Genomic DNA, 17,773 nt, shown 5'->3' on the forward strand with positions numbered 1-17,773 from the left:
AATGGTCTCGATTGGAGCAGCATGAAGTTCATGACCTTCACCCACGGGGACTCGGTCCGTCGAGTCGGTCTGGTCACGGGGGAGGGCGACACCGCCGTCGTCCATGACCTCACCGACACGCTGCCGGGGGGAGCCGATCTCGTCGACCTCATCGAGCGCTGGTCGACGCTGGCCCCGCAGCTCGCCCAACCGGCAGACCTGCCCTCGACAGCCGTCTCGTCGGTCCGGGTGCTCGCACCCATCCCGGTGCCCCGGCGAAACATCTTCTGCGTCGGCAAGAACTACCGGGAGCACGTGGTCGAGTTCGGACGATCTGGCTACGACTCCCCCGACCGTTCCGAGGCCATCCCCGAATTTCCGGTGGTGTTCTCCAAGGCTCCCAGCTCGGTCACCGGACCCTACGACGACATCAACCCCCACCCCGGGGTCACCTCAGAGCTGGACTACGAGGCCGAGCTGGGCGTCATCATCGGCGTGGGCGGACGCGGCATCTCGCGGGAGCAAGCAGCGGAGCACGTGTGGGGTTACACGATCATCGACGACTTCACCGCCCGCGACCTGCAGCGCAAGCACAAGCAGTGGTTGATCGGGAAGTCCCTTGACACCCACTGCCCCATGGGCCCGCTGGCGGTGACCGCAGACGAGATCCCGGACCCGACCACCCTCCGCGTGGAGAGCTTCGTCAATGGTGAGATGCGGCAGTCCGCCACCGTGGCTGACCTCATCTTCGACATCCCCACCCTCATCGAGACGATCTCGGCCGGCATCACCCTCCAACCGGGAGACATCATCGCGACCGGCACGCCGGCCGGGGTCGGGATCGGTTTCGAGCCACCGAAGTTCATGACCAGCGGCGACGTCGTCGAGGTCTCCATCACCGGGCTTGGCTCCCAGCGCAACAGCGTGGCCTGAGCCCTCAGACATGCCCCAACCCGAAGGAGCTGAAACACAATGAACATCAACGGACACGAACTGGCTGTCGAGATCAGCGGCAGCGGACCGGCCGTTCTCATGGTCCATGGTCTGGGTGGCACCTCGAACTTCTACCAGGTGCAGGCCGACGCGCTGCAGGACAACCACACGGTCATCCGTGTCGACAGCGCCGGCGCCGGTCGGTCAGAGCTCGCGGCCGACATCAGCATCGAATCCCACGCCGACGACCTTGCAGCCGTGCTCGGGGAGCTCGACTGCGGGCCGGCTGACGTGGTCGGCCACTCCATGGGCACCCTGGTCGTGCGATCCTTCGCGTCCCGTCACCCAGACCTCGTCCGCAGCGTGGTCCTCCTCGGCGCCGTCGACGTGCCTGCCGAGGCCGCTCGACAGGCACAGCGGGATCGCGCAGCATTGCTGCGCGACCAGGGCACGGCGGCCGTCGCGCCGGGCGTCGTGGCCAACGCCCTGTCCGCGCAGACGCGCGAGTCAAAGCCCGAGGTAGCCGCCTTCGTACGCGAGCTGATCATGCGCCAAGACCCTGAGGGCTATGCCCGCAACTGTGAGGCGCTCGCCAATGCGACCGAGCCTGGCGCCCTGCCTGCTGACCTCCCCCTGCTCCTCATCACCGGTGACGAGGACAAGGTGGGACCGCCGACGGCCAGCCAGCGCCTCGCCGAGGCTCGCGAGAACGCCTCGGTGGTCATCCTCCCGGGCGTGGGTCACTGGACGGCCCTGGAGGCAGCTACCGAGGTCACCGAGCAGCTCGTCGCTCATCTCTGAATCAAGTGGAGAGATCTCCCCACACGTCTTGCCCTACACCATCCCGACCTGCACGCTCAACGAGGAGCAGTCATGAGTACGACCAGCAACGCCGTCCACTTCCGGGACGTCAACATCATCGATTCCACTGGTGCACAGCCATACCGGGGCGACGTCCTGGTGACGGACGGACGGATCCGTCAGGTCGGGCACGTCGACGCGACCCCTGAGGGCGCACGCACCGTCAACGGACGCGGCCGAACGCTGATGTCCGGGCTGTGCGACGCCCACACGCACTTCACGTGGAACAACAGTGCAGACCTGGACGGTCTCGGAACGCTCCCGGTGGAGGAGCACCTCCTGTTCGCCCTCGAGTCTGCGCGGACCTATCTCGACTCGGGCTACACCATGTGCTTGGGCGCGGCGTCCGCCAAGGACCGTCTGGACGTCGTCTGCCGCGACGCCATCGCTGCCGGTCGATTCCCCGGCCCGAGATATCTCGCCAACGGACCTGAGATCGCCGTCACCGGAGGTGCTCTGGTCAAGGGCATCACCAAGTTCGCCGATGGCCCCGAAGGCATGCGCCGAGTTGTGCGCGAGCTGGTCGACATCGGCGTGGACCAGATCAAGCTCTCGATGACCGGGGAGGAGATCACGGGGTCCAAGCACGCCGAGGACACCTACTTCTCCGACGAGGAGGTCGCCGCGGCCGTCACCGAGGCGCACCGTCGAGGGCGCCAGGTATGCGCCCACGCACGTTCCGCAGATAGCGTCAAGATGTGCCTGCGGCACAAGGTCGACATCATCTATCACGCCAGCTACACGGACGCCGAGGGCCTCGACCTGCTCGAGGCCAACCGCGACTGGGTGTTCGTGGCGCCGGGACTGAACTGGCTCGTTGCGACCCTCTACGAGGCGGAGGCCTTCGGCTTCCCCCAGGAGGCAGCCGAGGCGGTCGGTTACAAGCGAGAGCTGGATGCGGCCATCTCGGGACTGAAGGAGATGCACCGCCGGGGCGTCAAGATCCTGCCTGGTGGAGACTACGGGTTCGCCTGGACCCCGCACGGCACCTATGCCAGGGACCTGCAGCACTTCGTCGAGCTGCTCGACTTCACGCCGATGGAGGCGATCATCTCGGCGACGGCATGGGGCGGCGAGATCATGCTGCAGCCCGATGAGCTGGGCAAGGTGCAACCGGGCTACCTCGCCGACCTGATCGTCGTGGATGGTGACCCCCTCGAGGACATCACCATTCTCCAGGACCCCTCCAAGATGCACTTCGTCATGAAGGACGGCCGCTTCCACAAGGAACCTGAGGACGAAGCATTCCGTCCACCCGCACCAAGCGACGCCGCCGACATCCTCCACGACGAAGCGGCCGAGACGGTCCTGCAGCGACCGTGACGGGTGGGGCGGGCGGCCGTGACGTACGGCTGGCCCGCCCCACCTTCGCACCGCACCCACCATCATGACGATCCTTATCTGCGGGACCTGTCCCCGCTACGACCGGCCCAACCGAGGCTCCTTCGGCCCCCGCATGCAGGCTGCCCTGATGGCCCAGAACGGGCCCGAGGAGGTGGACGGAAGGCCGCTCCGCGCCCGGTTCGTCCAGTGCCTCGGTGGTTGCCCCAACCACGGGGTCGTGGCCATCGATGCCCCGTTCAAGACGCGAATCCGCCTCAGCGGGCTAGACCCGGGTGATGCCCTGCTGACCGGGGCGATCCTTCGCGTGGCCCTGGCTCACGAGCAGAGCCAGGACGGGGATCCTGACGAGCTGGCGATCGCGCAGGCCCTGCGCCCCCACATCAGCGCGGTCACGACGAAGCGGCGCGCGTCACCCATGCCCACGACCACTGCAGCACCGCAGTGCAAGCAGTGAGCGACGCCTGAGCGCGGGCCCCGACACCACGTCCCGCGAGGCGCCCGCGCGTCACGGCGCCATGCCGTAGACGCGGTCCACCACGATGCGCAGCACGAGGCGTCGCTGCTCGATCATCGCCGCGCGGTACTCCTCCCAGTCCGGGTGCTCGCCGCTCAGCTGGCGGTAGAGCTCGACCAGCTCGTCCGCCGCCGCATCGTGCGGATCGCTCGCCACCTCGCCCACCCGGGCGGTGCCCTCGGCGACGACATACTCCCACTGGCTGTCGCCGGCCACGAGGTAGCTGGCTCGCGGGTCCCGCCGCAGGTTGCGGGTCTTGGCGCGGTCGTCGGTGACCGAGACGGACAGCGTGCGCGTGGCCGGGTCGTAGTGATGCCTCACGACCGACATCTGCGGCCGGCCGTCGCGCTTGATCGTGGTCAGGACCCCGGTGCGGTCCGGGAGCTCCAGGATGCGGTGGAGGGACTCGTCGCTCATGCCTGCAGCGTATGGCGCTCTGCCGCCTCCCGCCCCCGGTCCCGATCCTGTCAGCGGCGGTATGACGCCGCAGCCGCGACCTGGCCGCGCTGGGGCTCGGCTCCGTGCTGGTCTTCGCCGTCCCTCACGCCGCCTACCACCTCGTGCCTGGCTCGGGGGCCTGGCTCGACGCCGGGCTGGGTGCGAGCGTCGGCGCCTACGGGCGCAAGCAGGGTTCGACGGACCCGCGCCTGGCCTACAACCGTTCCAGTGCGCCCCCGGGCTGCTCTGGCTCGCCTCGGCGGGAGGGCCGACGACCCCTGCCCCTCCCTCGACCGTAGGTGAAAGCCGGTGGTCCTCGGCGATCTCACCCACGGTCGCGATGAGGCGGGGTCAGACGGGGGTGTCGAGGAGCTCGCGCAGGTGCGCGTCCAGCTCGTCGAGGTAGGACTGCTCGAAGCCGAAGAGCCCGTAGTGGCCGGCGATGCTGTGCAGCATCCGCACCTCGGCGCTCGGCGTCATCGCGGCCTCGGGCTCGCAGTCGCGCGGCGGGAAGAACATGTCCTGCTCGATCGGCATGACGAAGACCTTGGCAGTGACGCGCGCGAGGGCGGCCGCGAGGTCGCCGCCGGCGTTGCGGGCGACGTCGCCGCGCTGCCACTTCCAGGCCATCGTCAGCAGCGCGTTCGGGTCCATCATCGTGAAGAGGGCCCGCACGAAGTTCTGCTGGAACTCCTCGTAGGTCGAGAACTCCAAGCCCTCGGCGATCGGCGGGATACCCCTCCAGAACTCCGTCTTCCAGAAGTCCGTCGTCAGCCCCATCGTCGCCCAGATGTCGGCGTGCCGGTTCAGGCCGTCGCGCACATCCTCGTGCGAGGCGTACTCGCCGCCGGCCCAGCCGGGGTCGGAGGTGATGGCGTCCATGAGCGTCTTCGTGAAGAGCGTGTCGTGCGGCGTGTTCTGCGCCGTCCCGGCGATCGGCGCGGCCCGCAGCACCTTGTCGGGGTAGCGGACGGCCCACTCCCACGTCTGCTGGGCGCCCATCGAGCCGCCGACGACGAGCGCGAACCGCTCGACACCGTAGTGCTCGCGCATCAGCTGCTCCTGTGCACGGACGTCGTCGCCGATGCGGACCTGCGGGAAGCGCGACATGGCGATGGACGGGTCATCGGTCGTGTGGGGCGAGGTCGAGAGGCCGCTGCCGATCTGGTTGACGACGGCGATGAACCACTTCGTCGGGTCGAGCGCGCGACCCTCGCCGATGTACACCTGCCACCACGTCGCGTGCGTCCCGGAGAACCACGTCGGCACGAGGATCGCGTTGTCCCTCGCCTCGTTGAGCTCGCCGAAGGTCGCGACGGCCAGCTGGAGGTCGGGGATGACGCCGCCCTCCTCGAGCTCGAAGCGGCCGATCGACCGCAGCTCGTACGGCCCCTGCATCTCGGGCGTGTAGAACGGGTTCTCCAGGGGCATGGTGGGTCCTCTCGTCGCGACGCTGCTGACCGGCCTGATGGTAAGCGGTGCGCGCCCCCCGCGGAACCCCGCCCGGGATCCGGACGGTCTCAGCGCGGCCCAGGGGGTCAGGGGGCGGGGGTGGTGAGCCGGCGGACGGCGAGACCGCAGAGCGCACGCGTGACCTTGACGAGCTCGCCGAGGTCGACCGACTCCCGCGGCGAGTGCGCGAGCCGGACGTCGCAAGGGCCGTACTGGAGCGTCGGCAGCCCGGCCGCGGCGTAGAGGCGCAGATCCGAGCCGTAGGGCGCGCCGCCCGCCACGGGTCGCACCGCCCCGACGGCCTCGGCGGCGTCCGCCACCTCGTCGGCCCGCGGATGGCCCGCCGGCAGCCGCCCGGACGCGAACGCCCCGCCGGGCCAGGTGACGACGGGAGGATGCTCCCGTAGCCACGGGTCGCCGACTGCTGCCTCGGCCACGCACCGCTCGAACGCGCGTCGCGGGCGGACTGCGGGTCCTCGTCGAGCGCCACGCCGTGGCGACCCTCGGTGTCGAGATGCAGCGAAGAGTGCACCATCGCGTGCGGGGTACCTTGCACGAATCGGCGCCCGGGGCGAGATCGTGCACTATCTGGGTTGGCTCATCCGTGCCGGTCCCGCCAGCTTGCGTCAAAGCTGGGCCGGTCTCGTACGGTAGACCGGCACCGGCAGTCGCAACTCGTCAACAGCGATCGTCATGTTCGCGTACGCCGCCGCGGCGGCGGCAAGATTCAACGAGGACATCGGGGCGCACATGACATCCGACTCGCCCAGTGTTCCCGCCTCCAAGCGGTCCGCGAAGGTGTCCGCGGCAGCCGCCGCGTCCGCGGCATGCTGCGTAGTCCCCGCAGGAACGGGCTTTCCCGTCCCCGACACGAACGCCTCCCACACGAGCAGGCCCGACTCACCGGACAACCACACCTCGGGCCGGGTCGTGCAGGCCATACCCGGCAGTTCGGAGCCCACGCGCTCCAGAACCCAGGCCATCTACACCAGCCCCGTGGCCAACGCGCCACTACCTGCCCCGGCCGACCAAGGCCGCGAGCGACCATCGACGGTCTCGCCCTGCCGCGCCTTTCCCAAGGTCCTCCAGCCGTCGATTTCATCGACAGGGCTAACCGGGAGAACCAGAGGGGCCTCGAACCCGAGCGCCACCCGGACGCCCCTGGTGAGCGCAGCGAGTACTGAGACGGCAGCCTCTTCAGGGCTGGTGCCTCCCCCGCCCACGGGCCGACGGCCTGGGAGGTCAAGTCCCGCCCATGCAAAGTTGGTCAGAACGGAGCCAACGTCGACCGTGATCACTCGTGTCTCCATCAACGCATCATCCGCTTCGCGGCTGTGCCTCCGGGACGGGGTGGCCCAGCAGGACGAAGGAGGCGATGCCGGGTTACAGCCAACGCCAGACCCCCCCTCTCAGGTATCGCGCCCCTCTGATTTCATCTCAAGTTCCACGAGCGATGCGCGCGCGGCCCGAATCTGCGGTGTGGAGGGGGCCGTGGACCACGCGCCCGTGGCTTCTGACCGCACAATCGCTCGAAGGTCAAGGTTCTCGTACGGCAGAACCGGTCGTCCAGACGCAAACAGTCCGTTAGTCGTTCGCACTGCGAAGTGTTCGACGCGGATTGAGCGATAGTCACCGTACCCCCATCATCCCTGGCCGCTAGCGGGGCCGGATTATCGACCACCTCTGCAAGGCCGCCAAGCAGACACGCCGCGTAGGCGTGTAGTTAAACTATCGACCCATTTGATCAAAGTAGGCGGCATCTCGACACAGGTGTCGAGATGCAGCCAAGACTGCACGATGTCGTGCGGCGTACATTGCCGAGATCGGCCCGCTCGGTGGGGTCGTGCAAGATCGCCCGCGAGTGATCTGGAGAGGTCACCTCCTATATGAGGCCAGAAGAGCGCGTTCCTCGCAGCCAGCTCGCCGTCGTGAACGACCCGCGAACAGTCGTCGGGGTGACAGTCCGGTAACGGTGCTTCTGGACTGACGCGCCAGTCCTCGAGTTTGCTGAGGGTCAGTCGATGGTTTGTGCGCGGAGGCGTAGGGCGTTGGCGATGACGCTGACGCTGGAGAGGGCCATGGCGGCTGCGGCGATGATGGGTGAGAGCAGGAGCCCGAAGACGGGGTAGAGGACGCCGGCGGCGATGGGGATGCCGAGGGCGTTGTAGACGAACGCGAAGAACAGGTTCTGTCGGATGTTGCGCATGGTATTCTCGGAGAGTTCGCGTGCACGGACGATACCGGTGAGGTCGCCCTTGAGGAGGGTGACTCCAGCGCTCTCCATGGCGACGTCGGTGCCCGATCCCATCGCGATGCCCACGTCAGCGGCAGCCAGTGCGGGGGCATCGTTGACGCCGTCGCCAGCCATCGCGACCACGCGGCCTTCGCTCCGGAGCTTGGTGACGATGTCGCTCTTGTGGTCGGGCAGGACTTCAGCTTCGACCTGGTCGATGCCGAGCGTCTTGGCCACAGCGTGGGCGGTGACGCGGTTGTCGCCGGTGAGCATGACGATCCGGATGCCTTCCTCCCGCAGTGTCTTTAGCGCGGCGGGCGTGGTGGCCTTGATGGGGTCTGCGATCGCGAAGAGGCCTACGAGCCGGCCATCGGCTCCCATGTAGATGACGGTGGCTCCGTCGCCGCGCAGCTCATCGGCACGGTCCTTGAGGCCGGTGGTGTCGATGTGGTGGGAGTCGAGGAAGTCGGAGCTGCCGAGGACCAGGACCTGTCCTTCGACGGTGCCTATGACGCCGCGGCCGACTGGTGAGTCGAAGTCTGTGACGTCGGGGATGGGCAGGCTCCGGGCGGTGGCGGCTTCGACGATGGCCAGGGCGAGCGGATGCTCGGAGGCACGCTCGACGCCGGCGGCGAGGCGCAACAGGTCGTCCTGGGAGTGTTCGCTGGTGGTGACGATGTTGGTGACGGTGGGCCGGCCCTCGGTGAGCGTTCCAGTCTTGTCGACCACGAGTGTGTCGACCTTCTCCATACGCTCGAGGGCTTCGGCGTTCTTGATGAGCACACCCAGTCCCGCGCCGCGTCCGACGCCGACCATGATCGACATGGGAGTGGCCAGCCCGAGCGCGCAGGGGCAGGCGATGATCAGGACCGCGACGGCGACGATGAGCGCGTGCGCGAGTTTGGGGTCGGGTCCGACCAGCGCCCACACGATGAACGCGACGACGGCGATGACGATGACGGCCGGCACGAAGATGCCAGCGACTTTGTCGGCCATGCGCTGGATGGGGGCGCGGGAGCGTTGCGCGTCGGCGACCATGGCGACGATCCGGGCGAGCATGGTGTCGCGGCCGACCTTCTCGGCGCGCATGATCAGGGCGCCGCTGCCGTTGATGGTGCCGCCGATGACGGTGTCTCCGCTTGTCTTGGTCACGGGCATGGATTCCCCGGTGACCAGGGACTCGTCGACTGCTGAGCGGCCTTCCTCGACTGTCCCGTCGACAGGCACGGCCTCGCCGGGGCGGACCCGCAGCCGGTCCCCGAGTTGGACCGTGTCCAGAGAGATCTCTTCCTCGTCGCCACTGTCCGTGATGCGGCGGGCGGTCTTCGGTGTCAGATCCAGCAGGGCCTTGATGGCTCCGGAGGTCTGTTCGCGGGCACGCAGCTCGAGGACTTGCCCGAGCAGGACCAGGGTGGTGATGACGGCAGCGGCCTCGAAGTAGACATCGACGGTGCCCGCGTCGCCGCGGAAGGAGGCGGGGAAGATCCCGGGCGCGACGGTCGCGATGACGCTGAACAGCCACGCGATTCCAGTGCCCATCGCGATGAGGGTGAACATGTTCAGGTTGCGGGTGCGGACCGAGGCCCAGCCGCGCACGAAGAAGGGCCACCCGGCCCACAGCACCACCGGCGTTGCCAGGATGAGTTGGAGCCAGACGGAGGCACGCGCGGAGATCAGGTCATGCAGGAAGGGGACGAAGTGGCGGCCCATCTCGAGGATCACGATCGGGATGGTCAAGGCGGTGGCGACCCAGAAGCGGCGGGTCATGTCGGCAAGTTCCGGGCTGGGACCGGTGTCGGCGGTGACGGTGACCGGCTCGAGAGCCATCCCGCAGATCGGGCACGACCCAGGACCGGGACGGCGGATCTCGGGGTGCATCGGGCACGTCCACTCGGCAACGTCTTCGTTCACGTCTTGGTTGCGCGAGGCCGCGTCGTCGGAGTCTTGTGGGGGCGTGAGGAAGCTGGCCGGGTCGCCCTGGAAGCGGTCGCGGCAACGCTCAGAGCAGAAGTGGTATGGCGTGCCCTCGTGATCGAGGGTCAGCGCCGTGTTGGGATCGACCTGCATCCGGCACACAGGGTCGGTCACGGAATGGCTGGTCTTGGTGACGCTCTGGTGGTGCTCATGGTCGTGCTGCATGTCCAGGTTCTCCTCCGGCAGAACTCGTGCCGCCCGTTGTGGTCGCCACGGCTAGGCGTGGGTCAGTTGCGGCGGGCGGTGTAGCCGCCTCGACGACGGCGCTGACGACAGCGTCGTCGGAGACGTGACCACTAGTAGTGATGATCAGTTCGCCGGTGGCGGCGCTGACGGTCAGGCTTGCACGCCTGGCAGTGCGGAGACCTTGTCGCGGACGCTGCTCTCGCAGTGGCCACAGGTCATTCCAGTGACGGCATACGTCTGGGTGGAGTTCATCAGGTCTGGCCTCTTCTGTAGGTGACACCCTCCCAACAAGCATACCCCCTAGGGGTATTCCCTGATGTTTGGGTCGTGGGGCGGTTGAGGTTCTCACGGCTTGTGCTCGTGGTTGGTGCCGTGGTTCATCCAGGCCATCATCACGCCCATCATGAGCAGGCAGCCCATTGCGTAGAGCAGGCCGCCGGCGCCGAGCCGGCCGGTCGTGATCAAGGTGCCCACGAGCAGCAGCATGGGCACGCACATGAGCCACATCAGCCAGTGGTGGCCGCGGTGGCGAGCGGGCTCGGTGGGGGATGACTCGGCTCGGCTCGGGTCTGCGGGTGGGGTGAAGGGTGCGTCGTTCGGGTTCGGGGTGTTCTGGTGTTGCATGGCTGCTCCCTTGGTCTCGGTTGCGGTGCTCGGGGCTGTCCCCGGGTGTCTTCAGCCTGCGAGGATGATGTGGCCCTCGGGTCGTGGTTCGGTGAAGATTTGGTCTAGGTCTATGCGGGCTTCACAAGAGTTTCTCGACGGTGGCGCCCCCGTCGACGGTGCGCAGTACTGCGCCGTCGGCAACGAGGATGGTTTCGATCTGGCCGTCGGTGCCGCGTTGGGCGAACAGGGCCTGTGGAGCTCCGAGGCGCTTGGGTTGCAGGGTCCAGGTCGCTCCGGTGTCGTTGCTGGTCGCGATTTGGCCGTTCGTGGTGGCGATCACGATGGTTTGCTCATCGGCCCACGCAGCGAGCAGGGCCGTCGCGGGTGGGGTCAGGGTCGTCCAGGAGCGGCCGTCGTCGGTGCTGTGGAGGAGCCCGGTTTCGGTGGTGGCCAGTAGTGCTCCGGTTTTCGGTGACGCGGCCAGGGTGCGGGGGGCAGCCGCGATGGTGCGGGTGGTCCAGGTCTCGCCGTCGGTGGTACTGCGAAGAGTGCCATCGAAGCCGACCACGCTGGTTGGGCCTGAGGTGAGGGCGTGAAAGTCGGACTCGCCGCCTCGTGAGGCGACGCGCCACGTGCGACCGGAGTCGGTGGAGGTGATGAGCCCGACCGGCTGGGGCAGGTCGACGCCTGCGCCGGGGTGCCCGGAGGCGTAATAAGTGCCGTCCGGGGCGACGGTGAAACCCATCAGGTCGATGACCGGTCCGTTCTGGAGGAGTTCGCCGTTGGCGTGGCGGAAGAGTCCCTCGTGGGTGGCCAGGAGTAGGTCACCGGTCTTGGGGTCGCGGGCGACAGCGTGGATGTGGGTGATCGCGACCGGCGGTTGGTTGGCTGCTGATGCGGTGGAGGTTGACCCTCCTCCGGCCACGGTGGGGGTCGCGATGGACGTCGTATTGCCGGTGGGTGTGGTCGTGGCGCCACACGCGGCCAGAATCGTCGTGGTCACGAGTACGCCCCCTGCGACGAGGACGCTGCGTCGGGTGGTGGTGATCATCAGCGGTACTCCAGGGCGATCATCATGCCCGCTTCTGCGTGGTAGATGTTGTGGCAGTGGATCATCCAGTCGCCGGCGTTGTCGGCGTCCAGATCGATCGCGAAGGACTGCATGGGCGCCATCAGCACGGTGTCCTTGCGCAGCCCCGACGGCAGGGCGAAAGTGTGCCCGTGCAGGTGCAGCGGGTGGGTCATCATCGTCATGTTGGTGGCGTTGATCCGCAGCCGTTGCCCAGCCCTGACGGTCAGTGGCTCGTTCTCGCCGTACTTGGCGCCGTTCATGCCCCACTGGTAGGGCTTCATCGAGCCTTGCAGGGCCAGGTCGACGGTGGCGTCCGGCTCCTTGCCCGGCAGCTTGGCTGCTTCGGTCGGGCGCAACTGTGAGCCGATGAGGACCTGGCCAGCCAACTCGCTGGGGTCAGCGGCAACCGGAGGAGCAGCGCCGGCGCCGGTACGGACCACGGCCATGGCCTGGCCGCCGCTGGTCTTGCCGAACGGTCGGGCCACAAGGGGGAAGGCGCCGTCAGCGAGGGTGACGATGGCGTCGTACCGCTCGCCCATCCCGATGTAGAAGGCGCCCACCTCGGTGGGCTCGACCGCGTGCCCGTCACTGTGGGTGATGGTGAGCCGGTGCCCACCAAGGGCCACGGTGAAGATGGTGTCGGAAGCCGCGTTGATGACCCGCAGCCGCACCTTCTGGCCCGGCTTGGCGGCCAGCACGTCCGGGTCGGTCGGGGGTTTGCCGTTGATCAAGAACAGCGGATAGGTGACGTCGCCGGCGTCACCCCAGGGTCCGGTCCCCATCGACATCCGACTCATCGAGCCGTGGTCCATGCCACCCATTCCGCCCATGCCGCCTCCGTTGGCGGGGCCACCGTCGGCGATCAGCTTCTTGAACACCTCGTCGGGGGTGGTGCCGGTGCCATCGATCCAGTCGTCCAGAACCACAACCCATTCGGCGTCGTAGCGGCCGGGGTCGGTGGGGTCGTCGATGATCATTGGGGCGTACAGGCCGCGGTCGAGTTGGACCCCGACGTGGGGGTGGAAGAAGTAGGTTCCCGGATCCGGGGCGGTGAACTCGTACACGAACTTGCCGCCGGTCTTGACCGGATCCTGGGTGAGGCCGGGGACGCCGTCGGCGGCGTTTGGCAGTCGGATGCCGTGCCAGTGGATCGTGGTGTCTGCGGGGAGCTGGTTGTCGAGCGTGAGGCGCAGGAAGTCACCTGCGGTCGCTCGCACCAACGGGCCGGGAAGCGCACCGTCGTAGGCCCACGTCGCCACCGTCCGCCCGCCCAGGTCAAGGCTGACCGGTCGGGCGGTCAACGTCTTCTCGAGCACCTTCTGTCCCGGTGAGGGGGAGACTGGCGTCGGGGGGCCGAAGGTGCGCGACGGCATAACCCCCGTCCCTGACGAACTGGAGGTGCAGGCGGCCAACGTTGCGGTCGAGGCCAGGCCGAGCCCGCCGAGGAGGACGTTGCGGCGGGAGAGCAGGGGCGAAGTCATGATGCCTTTCATTGGGTGGTCGCTGTCAGTGGCCATCGACGATGAGGCGGCGGCGTTGTTCGTACTCCTCCAGGCTCACCTCGCCGCGGGCCAGGCTCTCCTTGAGGAGAGTGAGCGGATCCGGTCGGGCCGATTCCTGCCTGACGCGCGCGGCCGGGAGCAAGGCCCGGATCACCAGCACAATGACGACCCAGAAGGCGAGGGCGCCGCCGCCCATCACGAGCCACATCCACCAGCCCATCCCGGTCCCGTTGCCCCACATCATGAGCGCCCTCCCTTCCCGTCGTCGTGGCGCGCTGCACCGTCACGATCCACAGTGCAACTCGACCCTTAAGACCGGACCGCGGCGAGGTTGAGGTTTGACGAAGATCTACCCCGGCACCGTCAGAGAGGTCGTGGCGTGGGCGGCGGGCAGGGACACTGTCAGGGTGAGCACGACACCACCACCGGGCGCTCGAGTCCTGATCATCGAGGACGAAACAACGCTGGCCGGAATGATCGCCGCCTACGTCTCCCGCGCTGGCTACGACTCCAGTGTGGTCCACACCGGCCCAGACGGCGTCCAAGCCGCGCGTGATCTAGCACCCGATGTCGTGATCCTGGACTTGGGCCTCCCCGGGCTGGACGGCATCGAAGTGTGCCGTCAGCTCCGCACCTTCACCGACTGCTACGTCATCGTCGTCACCGCCCGAAAGGACGAGATCGACACCCTCATCGGGTTGTCCGTCGGCGCGGACGACTACATCACCAAACCGTTCAGCGTCCGCGAACTGGTCGCACGAGTCCAAGCGGTACTGCGACGACCCCGCACCGGATCCACCACCGCCTCCGGGACCGCCCGTAGTGAACCGACCAGGGTGTTCGGTGCACTACGTGTCGACCCCGACGGCCAGCGTGTGCACCTGGGCGACGTCGAGGTGGCCCTCACCCCCACCGAACGGGACCTGCTCATGGCTCTGGCGCGCCGTCCGTCGATGGCGTTCTCCCGGCGCCAGCTCATTGACGACATCTGGGGACCGGACTGGGTTGGCGACGAGCACCTCGTCGATGTTCACGTTGCTCACCTGCGCCGCAAACTCGGCGACGACCCCGAAACTGGCAGATACATCACCACGGTCCGAGGCGTGGGCTATCGGATGGGACAAGGGTGATGGCGCCAGCGCGCACCAACAGCGCTGGGCTGGCGACCCGCCTCCTGGCTGGACAGGCCATCGTGCTGGTCGCCGGTGCCCTCACTGTCGGCCTGGTCGCCGCCATGATCGGCCCACCCATCTTCCACCAGCACCTCGTCGAGTCCGGCCACCAACAGAACTCGCCTGAGCTCGTCCATATCGAGACGGCCTACCGCGATGCGTCCTTGATCTCCGTCGGGGTCGGTCTTCTGATCTCGCTGCTCGCTGCCGGCGCGGTGACATGGTTCCTCACCCGACGGCTCCGCCGCCCTCTCGAACAGGTGACCACTGCTGCAATGGAACTCACCCGTGGGCACTACTCCACGCGCGTGCCGACCAGCGCCTCAGGCACCGAACTGGAGACCCTCGCAACCGCGTTCAACACGATGGCCAGCAGGCTCGAAGGAATCGAGGACACCCGTCGACGGATGCTGTCAGACCTCGCCCATGAACTCCGCACACCGATCGCGACCCTGAGCGCTTACCACGAAGGGCTCCACGACGGCATCGCCGCCCTCGGGCCAGAATCTCGCGCGGCGCTGGAGGAGCAAACCCGCAGGCTGGCGCGCCTCGCCGACGACATCGACGAGGTCTCCACAGCCGAGGAGGGCCGACTCGCGCTCGACCTCCGCCCACACCACGTCAGGGATCTTCTCTGGGCGGCCCACGAGGGCATGCGTGACGCCTTTGCCGCCAAGGGGGTCAACCTCGTCGTCGAGCCACCAACCGCCACAGGGCTCGATGTCCACGTCGATCGAAACCGCATCGGACAGGTCCTGACCAATCTCCTCACCAATGCACTCCGCCACACCCCCCCAGGAGGAACCGTCATCCTGGCGGCCAACCGCCAAGGTGAAGAAGCGGCAATCTCCGTGATCGACGACGGCGACGGAATGACCCCCGAACAACTCGAGCACGCCTTCGAACGGTTCTATCGAGGTGACGCTGCCCGCACCCGCGACCGCACAGGTTCAGGCATCGGGCTGACCATCAGCAAAGCTCTCATCGACGCCCACCATGGAAGCATCTCCGCCAACAGTGACGGCCAGGGAGAAGGCACACGCCTCATACTCACTCTCCCACTCCCCGGGCGTTAGCCAATATTCAAGACTCGACTCCGGGGATCGCCTCCCCTCCGCAGCCGCACGGCCTGACTCGGCAATGACCTGTCCTGAGGTTTCCGGGCACCGATCTTGAGGGGATGATCCTCTCGGGAAGGAGTACAGGAGATGCCTGCACCGAAGTCGCCGGAGTTCCGGCAGCGCGCCGTGGAGTTAGCGCGTTTGAGGGAGAAGCCAATCGCCCAGATCGCCAAGGACCTCTCGATCAGTGAGTCATGCCTGAGGCGGTGGATGGACCAAGCCGATATCGACGCCGGCCACGGCCTGACCAAGGACGAGCGGGCCGAGCTGGTCCGGCTGCGCCGGGAGACTCGAGTCCAGGCGATGGAGATCGAGATCCTCAAGCGGGCCTCGGCGTACTTCGCGCGGGAGAACGTGCTCCCAAAATAGGGTTCCGGTTCGTCCACGAACTCGCCGCTCAGGGCTTGCCTGTGGCGGTGACGTGCCGGGTGTCGACGACGGGTGAAACCTATGCAGGAAACGACGGGCGAAAACTGAGCAGCCCGGAGGAACCTGTCAGGGGTGATCACTGTGGAGGACTGGGCCGAGATCCGTCGGCTGCACCGTGCTGAGGGCCTCTCGAAGGCCGCCATCGCCCGCCATCTGGGCATCTCCCGCAACACCGTCGCCGCCGCGCTCAAGTCCGACCGGCCACCCCAGTACCACCGCCCACCGTCCGGGTCGCTGGTCGACCCGTTCGAGACACAGATCCGCCAACTCCTCGCGCAGTACCCGACGATGCCCGCGACCGTGATCGCCGAACGCATCGGCTGGGGCCACTCCATGACCATCCTCAAGGACCGCATCCGCATCCTGCGCCCGTACTTCCAGCCACCAGACCCCACCGACCGGATCACCTACCAGCCCGGCGAACTCGCCCAGTGCGACCTGTGGTTCCCCGCCACACCCATCCCCGTCGGCCACGGCACCGAACGGATCCTGCCGGTGCTGACCATGACCTGCGGCTACTCCCGCCACACCAGCGCGGTGATGATCTGTTCCCGCAAGGCCGGCGACATCCTGGCCGGCATGTGGCACATCCTCACCACCTGGGGGCGCGTCCCGCGAACGCTGGTGTGGGATCGGGAAGCCGCGATCGGCGGCACCGGCAAACCCTCGGCCGAGGCCGCCGCGTTCACCGGCACGCTGGGTGTCCGCCTCCACCTCGCCCCGCCCCGCGACCCGGAGTTCAAGGGCCTGGTCGAACGCCGCAACGGCTACCTCGAAACGTCCTTCCTGCCCGGCCGGGTCTTCACCAGCCCCGCCGACTTCAACACCCAGATCACCGACTGGCTGGCCACCCACGCCAACCAGCGCCGTATCCGCGCCCTCGGGGCCAGCCCCACCGAGCGCTGGACCACGGATCGGGCCGCGATGCTCGACCTGCCACCCTTGCCGCCCGTCGTGGGTCTGCACCACCGAGTCCGCCTCGCCCGCGACTACTACATCCGTGTCGACGGCAACGACTACTCCGCGGACCCGCGCGCGATCGGCCGGTTCGTGACCGCGACCACCACCGGCGACCAGGTCCGGATCCTGTGTGACGACGCCCTGGTCGGGCTCCACACCCGCTGCTGGGCGACGGGCCAGACGATCACCGACCCCGCCCACCAGCGCATCGCCCACGACCTGCGCCACGCCTACAACCAGCGCGCCCGCCACACCCCGACCACCCGCGCCCACGACGACGGACACGTCGTCGCGATCCGCGCCCTGCCCGACTACGACGCCCTGTTCGGCGTCGACTTCCACACCCACCAAGGAGCCTCATGACCAGCAAGACCACCGCCCCGAACACCCAGCCCACCACCACCACGGGCTTCACAGCGTCTACCAGTCAGGACGGGGAACGGATCGCCTCCCAGCTCGCCTTCCTCACCCGCGTGCTCAAGATGCCCACCATCGCCAAGACCTGGTCCGAGATCGCCGACCAGGCCCGCGACCTGGGCTGGTCCCACGAGCAATACCTCGCCGCCGTCCTCGAACGCCAAGCCGCCGACCGGGAAGCCGCCGGCACCATGATGCGGATCCGCACCGCCCACTTCCCAGCCATGAAGACCCTCGAGGACTTCAACTACGACCACCTCCCGTCCCTACGCCGCGACCTGCTCGCCCACCTCGCCACCTCCACCTACGTGTCGAAGGCCGAGAACGTGGTCCTGCTCGGGCCGCCCGGCATCGGCAAGACCCACCTCGCGATCGGCCTGGGGATCAAGGCCGCGCAAAACGGCCACAGCGTCCTGTTCGACACCGCCAGCGCCTGGATCAGCCGACTCCAGACCGCCCATCAGGCAGGGCAACTCTACGCCGAACTCAAGAAGATCAAGCGGTACCGCCTGGTCATCGTCGACGAGGTCGGCTACCTGCCCTGAGCAATGATCAGAACCTGTGGATGGCTCTCGGCGAG

General features: G+C 67.7%; 18 protein-coding genes and 1 pseudogene. 9 read left to right on the plus strand and 10 right to left on the minus strand.

The annotated features are described in order from the left end of the window. The first annotated feature begins 30 nt into the window (after nt 1-30). The 4 genes from ACF3NS_RS02755 (at nt 31) to ACF3NS_RS02770 (ending at nt 3,571) form a co-directional block, all read left to right on the plus strand. Entirely contained in the window at nt 31-912 is an 882-nt protein-coding gene (locus ACF3NS_RS02755; protein ID WP_392467672.1) for a fumarylacetoacetate hydrolase family protein, read from the plus strand. Nucleotides 913-951: 39 nt separating this feature from the next. Further along, nucleotides 952-1,713 (plus strand): alpha/beta fold hydrolase, encoded by a 762-nt coding sequence (locus tag ACF3NS_RS02760; RefSeq protein ID WP_392467674.1) that lies wholly within the window; start codon nt 952-954, stop codon nt 1,711-1,713. A gap of 72 nt (nt 1,714-1,785) precedes the next feature. Further along, nucleotides 1,786-3,096, plus strand: a complete 1,311-nt coding sequence (locus tag ACF3NS_RS02765) for an amidohydrolase family protein (protein WP_392467677.1) — start codon at nt 1,786-1,788, stop codon at nt 3,094-3,096. Between the two features lie 148 nt (nt 3,097-3,244). Continuing rightward, nucleotides 3,245-3,571 carry a hypothetical protein gene (locus ACF3NS_RS02770; RefSeq protein WP_392467679.1) on the plus strand — a complete coding sequence of 109 codons (327 nt, stop codon included), beginning with the start codon at nt 3,245-3,247 and terminating at the stop codon, nt 3,569-3,571. A 51-nt stretch (nt 3,572-3,622) separates the two neighbouring features. On the opposite strand, the gene ACF3NS_RS02775 is transcribed toward ACF3NS_RS02770, so the two are convergent. From ACF3NS_RS02775 to ACF3NS_RS02820, 10 genes are all read right to left on the minus strand, one after another. Then, complete coding sequence (locus ACF3NS_RS02775; protein WP_392467681.1) at nt 3,623-4,048, minus strand: PPOX class F420-dependent oxidoreductase; 426 nt, start codon at nt 4,046-4,048, stop codon at nt 3,623-3,625. Between the two features lie 372 nt (nt 4,049-4,420). Then, nucleotides 4,421-5,500, minus strand: coding sequence for an alpha/beta fold hydrolase (locus ACF3NS_RS02780; protein ID WP_392467683.1), 1,080 nt, complete (start codon nt 5,498-5,500; stop codon nt 4,421-4,423). A 107-nt stretch (nt 5,501-5,607) separates the two neighbouring features. Beyond that, nucleotides 5,608-5,958: a M20/M25/M40 family metallo-hydrolase gene (locus ACF3NS_RS02785; protein WP_392467685.1), complete on the minus strand. Its 351-nt coding sequence runs from the start codon at nt 5,956-5,958 to the stop codon at nt 5,608-5,610. A 189-nt stretch (nt 5,959-6,147) separates the two neighbouring features. Beyond that, nucleotides 6,148-6,504: a hypothetical protein gene (locus ACF3NS_RS02790; protein ID WP_392467687.1), complete on the minus strand. Its 357-nt coding sequence runs from the start codon at nt 6,502-6,504 to the stop codon at nt 6,148-6,150. 1,031 nt (nt 6,505-7,535) lie between these two features. After that, on the minus strand, nt 7,536-9,893 hold the full coding sequence (locus tag ACF3NS_RS02795; RefSeq protein WP_392467689.1) for a heavy metal translocating P-type ATPase: 2,358 nt from the start codon (nt 9,891-9,893) through the stop codon (nt 7,536-7,538). 171 nt (nt 9,894-10,064) lie between these two features. Further along, complete coding sequence (locus ACF3NS_RS02800; protein ID WP_115921514.1) at nt 10,065-10,166, minus strand: heavy-metal-associated domain-containing protein; 102 nt, start codon at nt 10,164-10,166, stop codon at nt 10,065-10,067. A 93-nt stretch (nt 10,167-10,259) separates the two neighbouring features. After that, nucleotides 10,260-10,538, minus strand: a complete 279-nt coding sequence (locus tag ACF3NS_RS02805; protein WP_392467692.1) for a hypothetical protein — start codon at nt 10,536-10,538, stop codon at nt 10,260-10,262. A gap of 121 nt (nt 10,539-10,659) precedes the next feature. Beyond that, nucleotides 10,660-11,571, minus strand: a complete 912-nt coding sequence (locus tag ACF3NS_RS02810; protein WP_392467694.1) for a F510_1955 family glycosylhydrolase — start codon at nt 11,569-11,571, stop codon at nt 10,660-10,662. After that, nucleotides 11,571-13,109, minus strand: coding sequence for a multicopper oxidase family protein (locus tag ACF3NS_RS02815; RefSeq protein ID WP_392467695.1), 1,539 nt, complete (start codon nt 13,107-13,109; stop codon nt 11,571-11,573). Before ACF3NS_RS02815 ends, ACF3NS_RS02810 begins: the two co-directional genes overlap by 1 nt. Then, nucleotides 13,099-13,338: an SHOCT domain-containing protein gene (locus tag ACF3NS_RS02820; RefSeq protein WP_115921511.1), complete on the minus strand. Its 240-nt coding sequence runs from the start codon at nt 13,336-13,338 to the stop codon at nt 13,099-13,101. Before ACF3NS_RS02820 ends, ACF3NS_RS02815 begins: the two co-directional genes overlap by 11 nt. A gap of 163 nt (nt 13,339-13,501) precedes the next feature. Between ACF3NS_RS02820 and ACF3NS_RS02825 the strand changes: the two genes are divergently transcribed. The 5 genes and pseudogenes from ACF3NS_RS02825 to ACF3NS_RS02845 form a co-directional block, all read left to right on the plus strand. Beyond that, complete coding sequence (locus tag ACF3NS_RS02825) at nt 13,502-14,224, plus strand: response regulator transcription factor (protein ID WP_239702825.1); 723 nt, start codon at nt 13,502-13,504, stop codon at nt 14,222-14,224. Then, a complete protein-coding gene (locus tag ACF3NS_RS02830; RefSeq protein WP_392467697.1) occupies nt 14,224-15,342 on the plus strand; it encodes a sensor histidine kinase in 1,119 nt (372 codons plus the stop codon). Before ACF3NS_RS02825 ends, ACF3NS_RS02830 begins: the two co-directional genes overlap by 1 nt. A gap of 132 nt (nt 15,343-15,474) precedes the next feature. Further along, nucleotides 15,475-15,756 carry a transposase gene (locus ACF3NS_RS02835; RefSeq protein WP_129627187.1) on the plus strand — a complete coding sequence of 94 codons (282 nt, stop codon included), beginning with the start codon at nt 15,475-15,477 and terminating at the stop codon, nt 15,754-15,756. A gap of 132 nt (nt 15,757-15,888) precedes the next feature. After that, complete coding sequence (gene istA / locus ACF3NS_RS02840) at nt 15,889-17,139, plus strand: IS21 family transposase (protein ID WP_392467699.1); 1,251 nt, start codon at nt 15,889-15,891, stop codon at nt 17,137-17,139. Then, nucleotides 17,136-17,735: pseudogene (locus ACF3NS_RS02845) on the plus strand (ATP-binding protein); the annotation flags it as partial. The gene istA and the pseudogene ACF3NS_RS02845, both read left to right, overlap by 4 nt. Nucleotides 17,736-17,773: the final 38 nt, after the last annotated feature.

Source organism: Arsenicicoccus cauae, assembly GCF_043162025.1.
In the GTDB taxonomy this organism is placed as follows: Bacteria; Actinomycetota; Actinomycetes; order Actinomycetales; family Dermatophilaceae; genus Arsenicicoccus; species Arsenicicoccus cauae.